Genomic DNA, 15,280 nt, shown 5'->3' on the forward strand with positions numbered 1-15,280 from the left:
CCGGGGTCAAACCCTCTGTAGGCTTACGAATATTGTCCCCTCGCCCGCTTTCCGATAAACCAGAAGCCAACCGAGAAAGGGACCCAGAATGGCCGCGAATGTCACCGTCATGCCGGACAAGCTGCGCGCCGCCGTGCGCCATATCTGCCTGGCTGGCGGCAGCAACGAACGCGAGGCCGTGCTGGTCGCCGACAACCTGGTGCTGGCCAACCTGAGCGGCCATGACAGCCACGGCGTCGGCATGCTGCCGCAATACATCCTCGCCGCGGTGGAAAAGCGCCTGGTGGTGAACCAGTCGGTGCGGGTGACCGGCGACGCCGGCGCGATCCTCAATCTCGATGGCGGCATGGGCTATGGCCAGGTGATCGGCCATGAAGCCATGGAACTGGGCATCCGCCGGGCCCGCGAAGCCGGCGCCTGCATCGTGAGTTTGCGCGACAGCCACCATATCGGCCGCATCGGCCATTGGGGCGAGCAGTGCGCCGCCGCCGGCCTGGTGTCGATGCATTATGTGAATGTGGTCGGCCGCCCGGCGCTGGTGGCGCCGTTTGGCGGGTCGGATGCGCGCTTCGCCACCAATCCCTACTGCTGCGCCATCCCAGCCACCGAGCCGGGCGGCGAGCCCATCGTGCTCGACATGGCGACATCGATGATCGCCATGGGCAAGGTGCGCGTCGCCATGAACAAGGGCGAGACGATTGCGCCCGGCACGCTGATCGACGCGAAGGGCAATCCGACCACCGATCCGAAGACCATGTTCAATTCGCCGATCGGCGCGATCCTGACCTTTGGCGAACACAAGGGCTATGGCCTCGCCGTGATCGCCGAGCTGCTGGCGGGCGCTTTCACCGGCGGCAACACCATGAAGCCCGATGCCTGGGCGAAGAACACCATCACCAACAACATGTTTTCGGTGATCGTCGATCCCGCGAAACTTGGCGGCGCCGACAGCTGGCGTCGCGAGACCGCCGCCTTTGTCGACTTCGTCAAAGCCTCGCCGAAAGCCCCCGGCTCCGATGGCGTGCAGGTCGCCGGCGAGCCGGAACGGCGCTATCGCGCCAAGCGCAACCACGACGGCATCCCGGTGGATGCCACCACCTGGAGCGAGATCGTCGCCACGGGTGAATCGGTTGGCGTCAGCGCCAGCCAGACCAACGCCGCCGCAGGACTGAAATAATGAATAGCTCAGCCATTAATGAAGCCGCCGACCGCCTGCGCCAGGCGTTTGAATCCGGCACGGCCTGCGCCCCGGTGCGCGAATTGCTGGCCGGCGACATGAAGGCGGCCTATGCCGTGCAGGCGCTGAACCGCGATTACTGGCTCAAGCAGGGCGGCCGTCGCGCTGTCGGTTACAAGATCGCGCTCAGCAACCGCGCCGCGCAGAAGGCGATGAACCTCACCGAACCGGCCTATGGCATCCTCTATGCCGACATGCTGATGGGCGACGGCGATGAAGTGGCCGCCGGCCGCGTGATGCAGCCGCGCGTCGAGGGCGAAGTGGCCATCGTGCTGGATCGCGACCTCGACATGGAACAGCCCACATTGGCCGATGTGATCCGCGCCGTGGGCTACTGCCTGCCCGCCATCGAAGTGGTTGGCGGTCGCATTGCCAACCTGGATGCCAAGCCGGTCGATCTCGTCGCCGACAATGCCAATGGCGGTGCCTTCGTGCTGGGCGCGCCGGCACGGCGGCTGGATGGCCTTGATCTGCGCCGCATGGCGATGAGCATGACCAGGAACGGCAGCCCGGCCGCCAATGGCACGGGTGAAGCCGTGTATGGCAGTCCGCTGCATGCGCTGGCCTGGCTGGCCGGCAAGCTGGTGACCGACGAGATGCCGCTGCATGCCGGTGACGTGATCATGACCGGGACCTATTTCGCCATGCAGGCGGCAGCGGCCGGCGACCAGTTCGAAGTCATGGCCGAAGGCCTCGGCCGCTGCGCCGTCAGCTTCGCGGCCGCATAACTCAGGGAACACCAGCCATGCGCGCGATCGAACTGCAGAGCTTTTCGGTCGACAGCCTGCGCATGACGGAGCGACCCGACCCAACTCCAAAGCCGGGCGCAGTGCTGGTGCGGGTGAAGGCCTGCTCGCTGAATTTCCGCGACTGGCTGATGGCGCTCGGCCAGTATAATCCGAAACAGAAACTGCCGCTGATCCCGGTCTCCGATGGCGCGGGTGAAGTCATCTCTGCCGGCGATGGCGTGCGGGATTTCAAAGCCGGCGACCGGGTACTGGGGCATTTCTTCCCAGCGTGGGAGTCCGGCGAGCCCAGCGTCGAGAAATTCAGCGTCAGCATGGGCGGGCCGTTCGATGGCTGGCTCTGCGAACAGCGCACGTTTCCGGCAAGCGCGCTGGCGCATATCCCCGCGCATCTCTCTTACGAAGAGGCTGCGGCCCTGCCCTGCGCCGCGCTGACCGCCTGGAGCGCCATCGTCACGCTCGGTAAAGTGCAACCCGGCGAGCGCGTGCTGATCCAGGGCACCGGCGGTGTCGCGCTGTTTGCGTTGCAGTTTGCCAAGCTCGCCGGCGCGGAAGTGATCATGACCTCGTCGTCGGACGAGAAGCTGGCGCGCGTCAAGGCCATGGGTGCCGATCACCTGATCAACTACAAAACCGATACCAGCTGGGGCCATACGGCGCGCGCGCTGACCGGCGGGGCCGGCCTTGACCACATCGTCGAACTCGGCGGTGCCGGCACGCTGATGCAGTCGATCCGCGCCATCCGGCCCGGCGGCACGATCAGCATGATCGGCGTGCTGTCAGGCCCCGGCCATGATCTGAAGATTCCGCTGGTGGTGATGCAGCAGATCCGGCTGCAGGGCGTGACGGTCGGCGCCAAGGACGGCTTCGATGCGATGCTGCGCGCGATCAGCTTAAGCGAACTCAAGCCGGTGCTCGATGAGCGTTTCGACTTCTCGGAAACCGGCGTGCGTGCTGCATACAGTCATATGGGCGGCGGCAGCCATTTCGGAAAGATTGTGCTGACTTTCGACTGAGCCTGCGTATAGTGCCGGCCCCATGCAGCCCCGCGTCGCGCTCTACACCTTCGGAATCTTTGCCAGGCCATACGCCGACCCGGCGAATGACAGCTTCCACGCGCGCAACGAGGCCAACCTTGCCGCCGTCGAGGCCAGCGCGGGCTTCATCGCGCGGTCAGGCTATGACGGCGATCCGGGTCCGGCGAGCTGGGGCACACATGCCTATCCGCGTTTCTATACCGGCAGCGACGCGCATTCGCCGTCCACGCTGTCGCTGTGGAGCGATCTGGAAGCGCCGATGGCCTACACCTATCACGGTATCCATGCCGAGGCGCTGTCGCATGGCCGCGACTGGTTCGCCAGGCCGATCCTGCCGCCGGCCAAACCGGCCTGGCCGCCCTATGTGCTGTGGTGGGTGACGGCCGATCATGTGCCGGACTGGCGCGAGGCGGTCGCGCGGCTGGAATACCTGCATGATCACAGCGCATCGGCGCGGGCGTTTGACTGGAAGACACCGTTCGATGCCAGTGGAGCGCCGTGCAGTATCGATCGCGACAGCGTCAGACGACGAGCTGACCTCAATCGAATACGTTCATCAAAATCCGCTGTATAGTTTTCGCACCCCACATTGATTCAGGGCAATTCTTCGGAAGGTGAATTGGGATTCAAATGCCCCAGCAAGAGGCGCGCGAACATCATTACGTTCCCAAACTTCTCCTGAAGCCATGGCTCATCAAGGGGAGAAACGGCGAACTAAATCTTCATGGCTACTGGTGGAACCCAAGGGCGAATAAGCTCTTTTGCAAGATTAAAGGTCTCTCTGCGTTTTGCATGCAACTCGATTTATTAAGCTTGCGTGCAAGCAATTTAGGGAGAGATGCCCTTGAACGCATTTTCTTCGGGGATGTAGACACCAAGGGTGCCATAGTTAAAGAAGCAATCCTCAATGGAGGAACAGCACATCTAGACTCCCAGCAGCGTTCTGATTTTGCGCGGCTATTGCTTTCGCTCGAGGCCAGACGTCCTGCTATTGTGAGTAAACTGAAAAGTGATGGAGCAAAATTTATTGCTGAAGCTCTAGATAGCGATGCTGAACTACAGGAAGAGTTTCGCAAGCTAGGGATTAATCAACCGCCCTCCTCTTATGTTCAGAATGAATTCGGGTGGGACTTACAAGATCGTGCCTTAGGGGTTATTCAAAAGCTTGTCGACAACCCAAGAGTTGGACGCCCATTTATCAATGCCGCGTGGGGCATCAAGCACATAAGTAGTACATCACCTAGTCTTGTTTTGTCAGATCGCCCTCTGATACGGGTATTTGGACATGACAATCCGGATGCTATTTGGCTACTTCCTCTAACCCCGCAATCGGCGTTTATAGCGGCAAACCGTTCGGAAAACTTAAAACGCACACTGAACCTTAGCGATCAACAGTTCGCAAAGTTGGTTAATGTTCAAAGTGCAGTTCAAGCGGAGCGCTTCGTATTCAGCACGAACGAAGAGGACAAAGCTTGGCTTACCAAGCACCTCAAACGCTCCCCTAAACCTCTGTATAATTCCGTTTGCCCGCGATCCGGTGCAGGATGATTCTACCGATCCAGCCCCGGAGCCCGCCATGTATGTCCTGATCCTGACCATCGTCCACACCGCCATCAGCCTGGTGGCGCTGGCGACCGGACCCGCCGTGGTGGCCGATCTGCTGGGCAGCCGCGAGCGCGAGGGCATGACCAAGCTGTTCCTCGCCATGGCGCTGCTGACCAGCGCGACCGGCTTCCTGTTTCCCTTCACGCAAATTCTGCCCTCGCATGTGGTGGGCGTCGTCGCGCTGGTGGTGCTGGCCGTGACGATCCCGGCGCGCTACCGCTATCAGCTTCGTGGCGCCTGGCGCTGGATCTACGCCGGCGGCGCAGTGGCCAGCCTGTATCTGCTGGTCTTCGTGCTGATCGCGCAGCTCTTCACCAAGATTCCCGCGCTGACGGCTGCCGCGCCGACGCTGTCGGAACCGCCCTTTGCGGTGACGCAGGCGGCGGCCTTCGCGATCTTCGCCGTGCTCGGCCTGCTCGCGGTACGCCGCTTTCACCCGGCTGCTGCACTCGCTCCTTCAACGGCAGGGTAAGGCAGCGCGCGGTCGATCAGCGCGGTATCGGCATATTCGGTGATCTCGACCACGCGGCCGTCCACCAGCCGGAAGATCATGCAGTAGCTGTTGCAGTACACCACGCCGGTCCGGGTCACGGCATTGCCGCGCGCCTGCACCACCACGCAGTCTTCCTCCGCGATCATGCGCGACACGGTGAGCGGGTTCGGCCCGGCCAGCACCTCGAATAGCGGCTTGAGCAGGTCTGTCTTCACGGCGGCCTTGCCGCGATAGCTGCGCGACCAGGCGGTGCTGCCCTCGACATGCCAGACCACATCCTCGGCCAGCATCTCGATGAATGGCCGGCCGTTGCCGGAGGCCAGATCGGCGAATACCCAGTGCAGCAGCGCCTTGTTGGCGGCGGCCTGTTTCTGTGCCGGCTTTTTCATGCAGCCAACTCCGGCCAGGGATGGCAGAGTGCGGGTTCGGGCGGCAGTCGCAGTCCGTTGGCGAGATAGGCCACGGTGCGGTAGTAGCCGGCGAGCAGCAGCAGTTCGAGGATGGCTTCGTCGCTGAAGGCAGTTCTCAGCTCGGCCCACAGCGCATCGCCGATATCGCAATCATCCTGCAGCGCATCGGCCAGCCGCAGCAACAGGCGGTCGTCGGCAGTCCATGCGGCGTGATCCGCCGTGCCATGCACGCTGGCGCGAACCTGATCCGGCGTGATACCGGCCTGCCGGCTGAAGAAATGCACGCGCAGGCCCCATTCATAACGGCAACCACAATTGGCACAGACGCGCAGCAGCAACACCTCGCGCTGGCGCAGCGTGAGTCTGCTGTCGGGCCGGTAACCGACCGAGCCGCGCAGGAAGCGCTGCAACAGGTCAGGATCGCGCGCCAGCGCGGTGAAGAGCGCGAAGGGCGGGCCCCAGTCGGCAGGCAGGCGGGCGAAAGCGGCCTGCACATCGGCGGCATAAGGCTGGGTGACAGGGGAAATTCTCATGGCGTCCTCCTGCCGTCAGCATCGCGCCGGCACAATCATTCTTCCAATCGATAGTCTGTATGATTTATATTCGTGACATGAATTTAGCTGCCCTCGACCTCAACCTGCTGGTGGCGCTGGATGCACTGGTGACGGAGACGCATGTCGGCCGCGCCGCGATGCGGATCGGCCTGTCGCAGCCGGCGATGAGCCATGCATTGCGCCGCCTGCGCGAGATCCTGAACGATCCGCTGCTGGTGCGCACCGGCCCCGGCATGGAACTGACGCCGCGCGCACAGGCTTTACGTGGCCCGCTCAAACAAACCCTTGAACAGGTGCGCGGGCTGTTCGTGGCCGACGGTTTCGATCCGGCCAGCAGCACGCGGCGCTTCGCGCTGATGATCCCCGACTACATCATCAATTTCGTGCTGCCGCCGCTGGTCAGCCGCATCGCGGAGGAAGCGCCCGGCGTGCGGCTGGATATCACGCCCTGGCGCGGCGCGCCGTTGCAGGCCAGCGGCGCGATCGCGACCGAGATCGCGCGCAGCATCGATTTCGCCTTCAACTGCCGGCCCGGTGCGTTGCCCGGCTTTCATCGCCAGCGCCTGTTCGGCGACGCGGACCGCCTGGCTGTGCGTCGCGGCCATCCGGTGGGAACGAAGCTCGGTCGCCTGCCGCAGTTCCTTGCCGCGCGACATGTCGCCGTGATCGGCCGCGGCCAGAGCGAAGACCTGATCGACACCTGGCTGCAGGGCCAGGGCCTCCAGCGCCGCATCGCGCTGTCGGTGCCGAGCTACTTACAGGCGCTGCACACCGTGGCGCAGAGCGACCTGGTCGCCTTCGTGCCGAGCCGGCTGATCACCAGCCTTGCCAAGCAGCTCGACCTGGTGACAGTCGAGCCGCCGCTGCAGCCGGAGCCCGATGAGGAATACCTGTTCTGGCCGGTGCGCCACCAGAACGATCCCGGCTCGCTGTGGCTGCGCCGCCATATCATCGCGGTCGGCCGCGATCTCGACCGGCAGAAGCGCAAGGCAGGTTAATCCGCAGCCACGAGCGGCGGCATCGATCGCACGCGCTGGCGCGGGAAACGGATCGTCACCGTGGTACCGCTGCCTTCGACGGAATCGATTGTGATCGAGCCGCCATGCAGCCGCATCAGCGCCTGCACCAGCGGCAGGCCGAGCCCGGTGCCGCCATAGGCCTTGTTCATATGGTGGTGCAACTGCACGAAGGGCTCCAGCGCGCGCGGCACTTCCTCGCGCTTCATGCCGATGCCGGTGTCGCGGATCGCAATCGCCAGCCGGCCGTCGCCTTCCAGCCGCGCCACCAGCGTGACGGTGCCGCCGGCCGGGGTGAATTTCACCGCATTGCCCAGCAGATTGAGCAGCATCTGGCGGAAAGCGCGCTCGTCGGCCATCAGGTAGGGCAAGACATCCGGGAAGCTGCCCTGCAAGGCCACGTTTGCGGTGGCGGCGCGCTCGCGCATCAGGCGGAGCGTCGCCTCGGCCTGTTCCTGCACGTCCAGCTCGGCTTCGCTGAGCTCCATATGGCCGGCCTCGATGCGGGTATGGTCGAGCAGATCGTTGACCAGGCTGAGCAGGTGGCGACCGCTGGCCAGGATATCGCTGGCATATTCGCGGTAGCGCGTATCACCCAGATGGCCGAACAGTTCGTTGGTGAGGATTTCCGAAAAGCCGATCACGGCATTCAGCGGCGTGCGCAGCTCGTGGCTCATGTTGGCCAGGAAGGCGGATTTCGCATTGCTGGCCTGTTCGGCCGCCTGCTTGGCGCGTTTCATATCCTCAATGGCGCGGCGCAGCGCATCGGCATCGCGATTAACCCGGGCGATCACGCGGTTGTACTGCAGCGCGATCGGCTCGACCTCGGAGCCGGTCACCACGCGCACCGGCTGGTCGAAGCGGCCCTCGCTGCGCTGACGCTCCATGTCGCTGACCAGATCGAGCATGGCCGAGCCAGCGCCATGTTCGGCCTGGTTCAGGCCGATGGCCTCGGCATCCAGCCTGACGCGCAGCGGGATCGCCATGTTGACCAGGCGCAGCACCAGATAGGCGATGCCAAAGCCGTAGACGCCGGCAGCGGCGCAACCGAGCAGCTGGATGCCGAACTGCGTGAAACGGTCAGGCGGCACACCCGCCGCCGTCAGCGGCCAGCCGGCGGGATCGCCGAAGATCGCCACCGCCAGCGTGCCCCAGATGCCGGCGAACAGATGCACCGGCACGGCGCCCACCGCATCGTCGATTTTCCAGCGTTCCAGCAGTTCGGCGCCGAGCAGCGCCACGGCGCCGCCCACGGCGCCGATGATCACCGCGGCAAGGCCCGGCGTGTTGTTGCAGTTGGCGGTGATCGCCACCAGCCCGGCCAGCGTGCCGTTGAGGAAATCCTCGACGCGGATCTTGTCGTACAGCAGCTGCGACAGGATCAGGTTGGCGACGCCGCCGGCACAGCCGCCCAGCGTGGTGTTGATCAGGATCGAGGGCACATGTTCGTTCAGCGCCAGCGTCGAACCACCGTTGAAGCCGAACCATCCGAACCACAGCAGCATGACACCGAGCGTCGACATCACCAGGTCGTGGCCGCGCATGTTGTTGTGGCCGGGCAGGAAACGGCCGGCGCGCGGGCCGATGATCAGCACGGCGGCCAGCGAGACCCAGCCGCCGATCGAATGCACCACGGTGGAGCCGGCGAAATCGATGAAACCGAGATTGACCAGCCAGCCGCCATCGCCGCCGAACTGGCCGGCATTCCAGGCCCAATGGGCATAGACCGGGTAGATCAGGCCCGAGATCACGATGGTGATGGCGATATAGCTGGCGAAGCTGACCCGCTCGGCCACCGCGCCCGACACGATGGTGGCGGCGGTGCCGCAGAACATCAGCTGGAACAGGAAGAAGCTGCCCGCCGCCAGGGCTGTTCGGCCGTCGAACATCCATTCGCTGGCACCGATCCAGCCCGCACCGGCGCCGAAGGCGAAGGCGAAGCCAAAGGCCCAGAACAGCAGGCCGGCGATGCAGAAGTCGGCGAGATTTTTCAACGCTACGTTGATGCTGTTCTTGGCGCGGACAAAGCCGCTTTCCAGACAACAGAACCCGGCCTGCATGGTGAAGATCATGCAGGTGGCGATCAGGACCCAGGTGGTATCGATGCGATCGGGCGTCATGCGGCTCCAATAGCAAAGCAAGAGGCGTACCATGGGAATCGCCGATTCCCCGCGCCTGCCCGGCTTGTCCCGGGGCCCGGCATGCCTATATTTTCAGCAGGGCTGTCGTCATTTGCGGCGCAGACAGTTGGCTTTTGCCAAACAGGTCCTTATCTGTGATCCCCGACAGTCTGCGACAAAACTGAAAACCATTTCGAGCGACGATACAGGCCATGGACTTTTCGCCCAAATCCCCGACCAGCATTCCTGGCAGCCTGCCCGGCCTCACCGGCCTTGCCGGCGGTCCCGCCGCGCCCGCGGCACCCGCCGCGGCTGCATCCGCAGACCTGATCAAGGATGCCGATGCCAGCACCTTCATGCAGGATGTGATCGAGGCCTCGATGCAGCAGCCGGTGCTGGTCGACTTCTGGGCGCCGTGGTGCGGCCCCTGCAAGCAGCTGACGCCTGCCTTGGAAAAGCTGGTCAAGGGCGCCAACGGCAAGCTGCGCCTGGTCAAGGTCAATGTCGACGATCCGAAGAACCAGCCGCTGGCCCAGCAGCTGCGCATCCAGTCGATCCCGGCCGTCTATGCCTTCTATCAGGGCCAGCCGGTCGATGGATTTGTCGGCGCGCTGCCGGAAAGCCAGCTGAAGAAATTCGCCGAAGGCCTGCCGGGCGCGGGCGAGATCCAGGACAGCGCCGCCGACGCCATAGAGGCCGGCAAGACAGCTTTGGCCGAACAGGCCTGGGAAGATGCCGCGGCCGCCTTTTCCACGGCGCTCGGCACCGAGCCTGAGAATGTGCCGGCGCTTGGCGGTCTGGCGCGTGCGCTGATCGGCATGGGCGAGATCGAGGGCGCCAAGGAAATCCTCGAACAGATTCCTGCCGACAAGGCCGGTCATGCCGATGTGGTCGCCGCGCGTTCGGCGCTGGAACTGCAGGAAGCCGGCAGCCAGGCGGCAGGCAACCTCAAGCCGCTGGAAGCTGCTGTGGCCGCCAATCCGGCCGACCATCAGGCGCGGCTGGATTATGCCGTGGCGCTGCATGGCGCCGGCAATGCCGAAGCCGCCATCGACCAGCTGCTGGATATCGTCAAGCGCGATCGCAAATGGAACGAGGAAGCCGCGCGCAAGCAGCTGGTGAAAATCTTCGAGGCGATGGGCCCGATGGATCCGCTGGTGGTGGATGCCCGCCGCCGCCTCTCCTCGATCCTGTTCTCGTGATCTGACCGAGCAGCCGCGATGCATGAGTCCCAGTGCCCCTCCAGCATCGCCGAGCTGACCGCCACCATCCCGATCTTTCCGCTTACCGGCGTGCTGCTGCTGCCGCGCGGCCTGCTGCCGCTCAATATCTTCGAGCCGCGCTATCTGGCGATGACGCGCGCGGCGCTGAACGGCGCCAAGCTGATCGGCATGCTGCAGCCGACCGAGCCCTTCGGTCGCGACGGCCAGTCGCCGCCGAAGAACAGCGCCGATGTGTATGGCACCGGCTGCGTCGGCAAGATCGTCTCGGCCACCGAGACCGATGACGGCCGCATGCTGCTGACCCTGAAGGGGCTCTGCCGCTTTAACGTGACGCGCGAGGTCGATACCGAGACGCCCTATCGCCAGGTCGAGGCGGACTACGCGCCTTACGCGGGCGACATGGCCGTGCAGCCGGATGGCCTGTGCGACCGCAACCGCCTGATCCATGCGCTGAGCGGCTATTGCGCGCGGCACAACCTGCCGGCCGACTGGGAGTCGATCACTGCGGTGAACGACGACCTGCTGGTGCATTCGCTGGCGATGATCTGTCCCTTCACGGCCGGCGAAAAGCAGGCCCTGCTGGAAGCCACGGATTTCAAGGCGCGCGCCGCCCTGCTGGTCGGCCTGCTGGAAATGGCGATGCTGGATCACAGCACCCTGCCGCGCGGCGCCAAGCCCAATTAAGGAAAAGCCATGAGCGAGCCCACGCAGACTTCCTCCGCACCGGTCGATCCCAAGCTGCTCGAACTGCTGGTCTGCCCGGTCACGAAGGGCCCGCTGAGCTACGACCGCGCGCGCAACGAACTGGTCAGCGACAAGGCCGGGCTGGCCTTCCCGATCCGCGACGGCATTCCGATCATGCTGGTGGACGAAGCACGCCAGATCGACGACACGCATCTGTGATGTCATCTGACTCGAAATACGGCGTCGCCAGCGGCCTCAATCCGCGCTCGCTCTACCAGCAGGCCGGCCGACCGGCCTGCACCGACGTGCGCTATATCTCGGCCGAGAAGCGCCTGGACGTCGCGTTCGAAGACGGCAAGCAGTTCACCTTCACGGCGGAATTCCTGCGCATCGAAAGCCCGTCAGCGGAAGTCCAGGGCCATGGCCCGAGCCAGAAGACGCTGGTGCCGGGCCGCCGCCATGTCGGTATTATCGGCATCGAGCCGGTCGGGACGTATGCCTTGCGCCTGAAATTCGATGACCTGCACGATACCGGGCTCTATAGCTGGGAATGGTTCTACGACCATGGCCACAGCCAGGATGACCTCTGGCAGGACTATCTACAGCGGCTTGAGGCGCGCGGACTCACCAGAGACCCGCGCGCCCGTTAAGACCCTAGAACTTCACATTCACGCCGACGCCAACCGTGCGCGGCCGCAGGATATAAGCGGTGTCGCCGCTGGTTGAGAGATTGATCTGCGTCTCGTCGCGGGCATCAAGGACATTGTTGACGAAGCCGAAGACCTTGGCGTTCGGCACGATCTGATACCCGGCCTGCAGGTTGGCGACAAAATACGGATCGACCTTGGCGCGCGGCCGGTTTTCCAGATCGGAATAGTAAGCATCCGAATACCGGGCATCGGCGCTGGCGCTGAAGCCGTTGTCGAATTCATACGTGAAACCGATATCAGCCGTGAAGGCCGGCGACATCGGCAGCTTGTTGCCGGCATAGCCGGTGAACTCGTCGATCTCGGTCTTCAGCAGGCCGATATTGCCGAACAGAGTGAGGCCCGGCGCCGCCAGGAAGCGGGCCCCGATCTCGCTGCCCATGGTGTGTGACTCCGTCGCGTTGAGAACGACAGCTTCTGTCACGTTGATGTTGTAGGGCAGCTGCATGTTCTTATAGTCGGCATAGAATACGTTGCCGGTGACCTGCAGGCGACCGCCCAATAACTCATGTCGCGTATAACCTTCGTAGTTCCAGACCGATTCCGGCCGGAAGGTGTAGCTGGTGCCGCCGAAGGTCACACCAGCGCCACCGCCGTTATAACCCTTCGCCACGGTGGCCCCCAGCGTCCAGGTCTTGTCGACATGCCAGGCAACGCCGGCCTTGGGCAGATAGGCATTGTAGTCTTCGTCGAGATTGACCGCCGTGAGGCTGCCCTGCAGGGTCTGGCGACGACGGTTCTCGCGTTCGACACGGCCGCCCAGCGTGACATCCACATCCGGCAGGACGCTGTAGGTGCCTTCGCCGAAGGTGGCATAGGTGGTGGTGAAGTCCTTGTACCGATTGGTGCCACTGATCAGCAGCACTTCATCCTGGCTGGAATGGAAGGCATAGAGTCCGACCAGGCCTTTCAGCTTGCCATCCATGCCGGTGAAGCGCAGGCGTGGCTCCTCCTGCAGCTGATAGCCGTCGATCTCGGCATAGCCGAAGGCCGTCGTCTCCAGCCGGCGTACGGAAATGTCGGTATAGGAGAACGTATTTTCGATGGTCAGTGCGTCGCTGATCAGCCATTTGGTATCCGCCGTGCCGCTGGACGTGCGCGGCACGAAGATGGGCGACGAATTCGGGAAACCGGTAACGAGACCCGCTTCCGGCCACCTCACGGATTCGACCTGCGGCTGCGATGTCTTGTTGTAGTTCAGCGTCAGCAGCGTGGAGAAGCCATCCAGCCTGCGTGGCTCGATCAGCAGCTTGCCGCGCAGATTGGTGGATTCAAATTCATCAGGGTCACTGACCCGGGGATAGGACTTCGTGCCTTCCAGGAAGCTTTCGCTGGTCTGGCGGTCGGCCGCCAGCCGGAAGGCAAGCTGATCCTCGATCAGCGGACCAGAGAGATAAGCGGCACCTTCACGCTGGCTGAAATTTCCCAGCATGGCGCGACCGCCACCCTCCCACTGCCAGGTCGGATCCTTGGTCTTGACCACGATGGCGCCGGCGATGGCGTTACGACCCTGCATGGTGCTTTGCGGACCGCGCAGCACTTCAACCTGCTCGACATCCCACAGCGAATTGTCGCCATAGATCTGTTCGTTGAAGCTGACCGGACGGCCATCAACCTGCAGGTTGAGGCGCGAGCGGATGCCCGCGATGAAAGCGTAGCCGCCCTGGGTCGGCCCGGTGCCGTCGATGCCGCGTATGGTCGGCGCCAGGTTGGAGTTGGTGCCCGTCGTGGTGACGTTGACCACGCGATCGACCAGAGCATTTGCGGACGAAATATGCGGCCGACTTTCCAGCGTCTTCTCGTCAAAGATCGCGACGCTGGTGGCGGTTTCCTGCAGCGTGCGTTCGGTCTTCTCGCCGCTGACGGTGAGTGCATCCAGCACCACGCCGCCCATGCTGCCCTGCGGCGCATCCAGCAGGGTGATGGTATTGCCATCGACGCGGCGATGCATGATGCCGCTGCCGGACAGCAGCTGGCGCAGCGCCTCATCGGCAGTGAGGTTGCCGCGCACGGCAGAGGCGCGCTTGCCCTCCAGGCTGGTGCCGGTGGTGACGGTCTGCAGGCCAGTGATGCGGCTGAAGGCGGTGAGCGCGGCAGTCAACGGCTGGGCCGGCAGGTCGAAACTGTAGCTGCGGCTGGCCGGGCTGGCTTGCGCCGTCTGGACTGGACCGGTCTGGGCTCCACTTGTCTGAGCCAGGACCGGAAAGCCCGGAATTCCCAGGATAAACCCACCAACAACGGCTGCGCCAAGCCGATATCCGGCCGACGCCTTCCCCCTGACAACCATACCCGCCCCCAAATGCAAATGCGTACTCTTCGCATCTTTAGACGAGGCTGGGTCTGGAACCCGGACAGCCGGGCCAGCAAGTTTTTTCAGGACGTCAGCGGCGTCGTTCGATCCGGACCGTACCGCCCGGCCATTCGTAGGTCTGCAGCGGCATTGTCACCAGCAGGGCCGCCAGCGCCCGCTCCGGCTCGCTCACCTGCAGCCGGGCCGTCACCGGCAGCATCCCGACGGCCGGATCGTCGAGCAGGATAGGTGCCCAGCGGTAACGACCGATCTCGGCCAGCACGTCCTGCAGCGGCACCCGGTCGAAACTGCGCCAGCCGGCCGCGAAATCCGCCACGCTGCTGGGGTCGATGGCCTCGATAGCGCTGACGCCTGCGGCGCTGGCGCGGACACGCTGGCCCGCCGCCAGCTTCGCCTCGCCGCCGGCATAAGCCTGCACATCGACGCGGCCGGACTGCACGTCGATCCGGTCATTCGCTTCCTTGCGGCTGACGAGGAAGCGCGTGCCGACCACTGTCACGGTGGACTGGCCGCCTGCGATCACCATGGGCCGCGCCGGATCGGGCATCGCTTCGACCACGATGGTGCCGCGCAGCAGCTTCAGCCTGCGCAGCGACGCGGTGTATTCGACATCGATGGCGGCGCCGGCATCGAGTGTCAGACGCGAGCCATCTGCCAGTTGCGTCACGGCGATCCTGTGCAGCGGCGCGCGCACATCCGCCATGGCCCATTCCCGGAAGTGCCGCGCCTGCGGGAGCAGGTAGATGCCACCGGCCAGGATGGCGAGGCCCAGCATCGCAGCGAGGGCGAGGCCGAAAGGCCGCAGACTGTCGCGCCAAAGCGCCGGCTGCGGGGCACGCAGGCTGTGTTCGAGCGCCAGCGCCAGTTCGTCGCGCTGCCAGAACCGTTGCGCGGCTGCGAAAGCCCGCTCATGCGCCGGATCCGCGGCGCGCCAGCGCGCGCAGGCAACATGCACATCGGCACCCGCATCGGGATCGCTGACACGCATCAGCCACTGCATGGCGATGTCGTTGGGCGACGCCATTTCGGGGGCGGCTGCGGCGTGGGTTCGGGGCTGGTCGGTCATTCTATCGAGTATGACGGGTCACAGGAAGCAATCCCGCCGCGATATCTCCATTTATGGACATGACAGGATTT

16 protein-coding genes are annotated in these 15,280 nt (G+C 64.2%); 11 read left to right on the plus strand and 5 right to left on the minus strand.

The genetic code is table 11. The features are described 5' to 3' along the window. Positions 1-88 precede the first annotated feature (88 nt). The 6 genes from FNB15_RS01600 to FNB15_RS01625 are packed head-to-tail and all read left to right on the plus strand — an operon-like array spanning position 89 to position 5,097. A complete protein-coding gene (locus FNB15_RS01600; RefSeq protein WP_144067030.1) occupies positions 89-1,177 on the plus strand; it encodes a malate/lactate/ureidoglycolate dehydrogenase in 1,089 nt (362 codons plus the stop codon). Next, positions 1,177-1,965 carry a 2-keto-4-pentenoate hydratase gene (locus FNB15_RS01605; RefSeq protein WP_144067031.1) on the plus strand — a complete coding sequence of 263 codons (789 nt, stop codon included), beginning with the start codon at positions 1,177-1,179 and terminating at the stop codon, positions 1,963-1,965. Before FNB15_RS01600 ends, FNB15_RS01605 begins: the two co-directional genes overlap by 1 nt. A 17-nt stretch (positions 1,966-1,982) precedes the next feature. After that, the gene (locus tag FNB15_RS01610; RefSeq protein ID WP_144067032.1) at positions 1,983-2,999 is read left to right on the plus strand and encodes a zinc-dependent alcohol dehydrogenase family protein; all 1,017 of its coding nucleotides are present in this window, start codon (positions 1,983-1,985) and stop codon (positions 2,997-2,999) included. Positions 3,000-3,021: 22 nt separating this feature from the next. Further along, positions 3,022-3,594 (plus strand): DUF3291 domain-containing protein, encoded by a 573-nt coding sequence (locus tag FNB15_RS01615; RefSeq protein WP_144067033.1) that lies wholly within the window; start codon positions 3,022-3,024, stop codon positions 3,592-3,594. 56 nt (positions 3,595-3,650) lie between these two features. Next, a complete protein-coding gene (locus FNB15_RS01620) occupies positions 3,651-4,568 on the plus strand; it encodes a DUF4238 domain-containing protein (RefSeq protein WP_144067034.1) in 918 nt (305 codons plus the stop codon). A 28-nt stretch (positions 4,569-4,596) separates the two neighbouring features. Beyond that, positions 4,597-5,097 (plus strand): hypothetical protein, encoded by a 501-nt coding sequence (locus FNB15_RS01625; RefSeq protein WP_144067035.1) that lies wholly within the window; start codon positions 4,597-4,599, stop codon positions 5,095-5,097. On the opposite strand, the gene FNB15_RS01630 is transcribed toward FNB15_RS01625, so the two are convergent. Together FNB15_RS01630 and FNB15_RS01635 are read right to left on the minus strand one after the other, a co-directional pair. Then, entirely contained in the window at positions 5,058-5,507 is a 450-nt protein-coding gene (locus tag FNB15_RS01630) for a nuclear transport factor 2 family protein (protein WP_144067036.1), read from the minus strand. The two genes, FNB15_RS01625 and FNB15_RS01630, sit on opposite strands and share 40 nt — an antisense overlap. After that, entirely contained in the window at positions 5,504-6,061 is a 558-nt protein-coding gene (locus FNB15_RS01635) for a carboxymuconolactone decarboxylase family protein (RefSeq protein ID WP_144067037.1), read from the minus strand. The genes FNB15_RS01630 and FNB15_RS01635 overlap by 4 nt, the downstream gene beginning before the upstream one ends. A 77-nt stretch (positions 6,062-6,138) precedes the next feature. Here FNB15_RS01635 and FNB15_RS01640 point away from each other — a divergent pair, with 77 nt between their 5' ends. Then, complete coding sequence (locus tag FNB15_RS01640; RefSeq protein ID WP_144067038.1) at positions 6,139-7,080, plus strand: LysR family transcriptional regulator; 942 nt, start codon at positions 6,139-6,141, stop codon at positions 7,078-7,080. Here FNB15_RS01640 and amt read toward each other — a convergent pair. Continuing rightward, complete coding sequence (amt, locus tag FNB15_RS01645) at positions 7,077-9,218, minus strand: ammonium transporter (protein WP_185973669.1); 2,142 nt, start codon at positions 9,216-9,218, stop codon at positions 7,077-7,079. The two genes, FNB15_RS01640 and amt, sit on opposite strands and share 4 nt — an antisense overlap. 212 nt (positions 9,219-9,430) lie before the next feature. Between amt and FNB15_RS01650 the strand changes: the two genes are divergently transcribed. Genes FNB15_RS01650 through FNB15_RS01665 form a run of 4 tightly spaced genes read left to right on the plus strand, consistent with a single transcriptional unit; the run spans position 9,431 to position 11,775 of the window. Then, complete coding sequence (locus FNB15_RS01650; RefSeq protein WP_144067040.1) at positions 9,431-10,420, plus strand: thioredoxin family protein; 990 nt, start codon at positions 9,431-9,433, stop codon at positions 10,418-10,420. Between the two features lie 18 nt (positions 10,421-10,438). Beyond that, positions 10,439-11,125 carry an LON peptidase substrate-binding domain-containing protein gene (locus FNB15_RS01655; RefSeq protein ID WP_144067041.1) on the plus strand — a complete coding sequence of 229 codons (687 nt, stop codon included), beginning with the start codon at positions 10,439-10,441 and terminating at the stop codon, positions 11,123-11,125. 9 nt (positions 11,126-11,134) lie between these two features. Then, positions 11,135-11,344 (plus strand): Trm112 family protein, encoded by a 210-nt coding sequence (locus FNB15_RS01660; RefSeq protein WP_144067042.1) that lies wholly within the window; start codon positions 11,135-11,137, stop codon positions 11,342-11,344. Then, the gene (locus FNB15_RS01665) at positions 11,344-11,775 is read left to right on the plus strand and encodes a gamma-butyrobetaine hydroxylase family protein (RefSeq protein ID WP_144067043.1); all 432 of its coding nucleotides are present in this window, start codon (positions 11,344-11,346) and stop codon (positions 11,773-11,775) included. The genes FNB15_RS01660 and FNB15_RS01665 overlap by 1 nt, the downstream gene beginning before the upstream one ends. A 4-nt stretch (positions 11,776-11,779) precedes the next feature. Here the strand turns inward: FNB15_RS01665 and FNB15_RS01670 are convergent, their stop codons facing one another. Both FNB15_RS01670 and FNB15_RS01675 read right to left on the minus strand, forming a co-directional pair. Continuing rightward, a complete protein-coding gene (locus FNB15_RS01670; RefSeq protein ID WP_185973670.1) occupies positions 11,780-13,933 on the minus strand; it encodes a TonB-dependent receptor in 2,154 nt (717 codons plus the stop codon). Positions 13,934-14,213: 280 nt separating this feature from the next. Beyond that, positions 14,214-15,167, minus strand: coding sequence for a FecR family protein (locus FNB15_RS01675; RefSeq protein ID WP_185973671.1), 954 nt, complete (start codon positions 15,165-15,167; stop codon positions 14,214-14,216). Positions 15,168-15,280 lie beyond the last annotated feature (113 nt).

The organism is Ferrovibrio terrae (genome assembly GCF_007197755.1).
Taxonomy (GTDB): domain Bacteria; phylum Pseudomonadota; class Alphaproteobacteria; order Ferrovibrionales; family Ferrovibrionaceae; genus Ferrovibrio; species Ferrovibrio terrae.

Excerpts from the sequence above, each read along its gene's own strand:
- FNB15_RS01665 (WP_144067043.1), top strand. The coding sequence starts at position 11,344 with ATGTCATCTGACTCGAAATACGGCGTCGCCAGCGGCCTCAATCCGCGC.
- FNB15_RS01675 (WP_185973671.1), bottom strand. The coding sequence starts at position 15,167 with ATGGCGTCGCCCAACGACATCGCCATGCAGTGGCTGATGCGTGTCAGC.
- FNB15_RS01640 (WP_144067038.1), top strand. The coding sequence starts at position 6,139 with ATGAATTTAGCTGCCCTCGACCTCAACCTGCTGGTGGCGCTGGATGCA.
- amt (WP_185973669.1), bottom strand. The coding sequence starts at position 9,218 with ATGACGCCCGATCGCATCGATACCACCTGGGTCCTGATCGCCACCTGC.
- FNB15_RS01635 (WP_144067037.1), bottom strand. The coding sequence starts at position 6,061 with ATGAGAATTTCCCCTGTCACCCAGCCTTATGCCGCCGATGTGCAGGCC.
- FNB15_RS01655 (WP_144067041.1), top strand. The coding sequence starts at position 10,439 with ATGCATGAGTCCCAGTGCCCCTCCAGCATCGCCGAGCTGACCGCCACC.
- FNB15_RS01660 (WP_144067042.1), top strand. The coding sequence starts at position 11,135 with ATGAGCGAGCCCACGCAGACTTCCTCCGCACCGGTCGATCCCAAGCTG.
- FNB15_RS01605 (WP_144067031.1), top strand. The coding sequence starts at position 1,177 with ATGAATAGCTCAGCCATTAATGAAGCCGCCGACCGCCTGCGCCAGGCG.
- FNB15_RS01625 (WP_144067035.1), top strand. The coding sequence starts at position 4,597 with ATGTATGTCCTGATCCTGACCATCGTCCACACCGCCATCAGCCTGGTG.
- FNB15_RS01610 (WP_144067032.1), top strand. The coding sequence starts at position 1,983 with ATGCGCGCGATCGAACTGCAGAGCTTTTCGGTCGACAGCCTGCGCATG.
- FNB15_RS01620 (WP_144067034.1), top strand. The coding sequence starts at position 3,651 with ATGCCCCAGCAAGAGGCGCGCGAACATCATTACGTTCCCAAACTTCTC.
- FNB15_RS01630 (WP_144067036.1), bottom strand. The coding sequence starts at position 5,507 with ATGAAAAAGCCGGCACAGAAACAGGCCGCCGCCAACAAGGCGCTGCTG.
- FNB15_RS01600 (WP_144067030.1), top strand. The coding sequence starts at position 89 with ATGGCCGCGAATGTCACCGTCATGCCGGACAAGCTGCGCGCCGCCGTG.
- FNB15_RS01615 (WP_144067033.1), top strand. The coding sequence starts at position 3,022 with ATGCAGCCCCGCGTCGCGCTCTACACCTTCGGAATCTTTGCCAGGCCA.
- FNB15_RS01650 (WP_144067040.1), top strand. The coding sequence starts at position 9,431 with ATGGACTTTTCGCCCAAATCCCCGACCAGCATTCCTGGCAGCCTGCCC.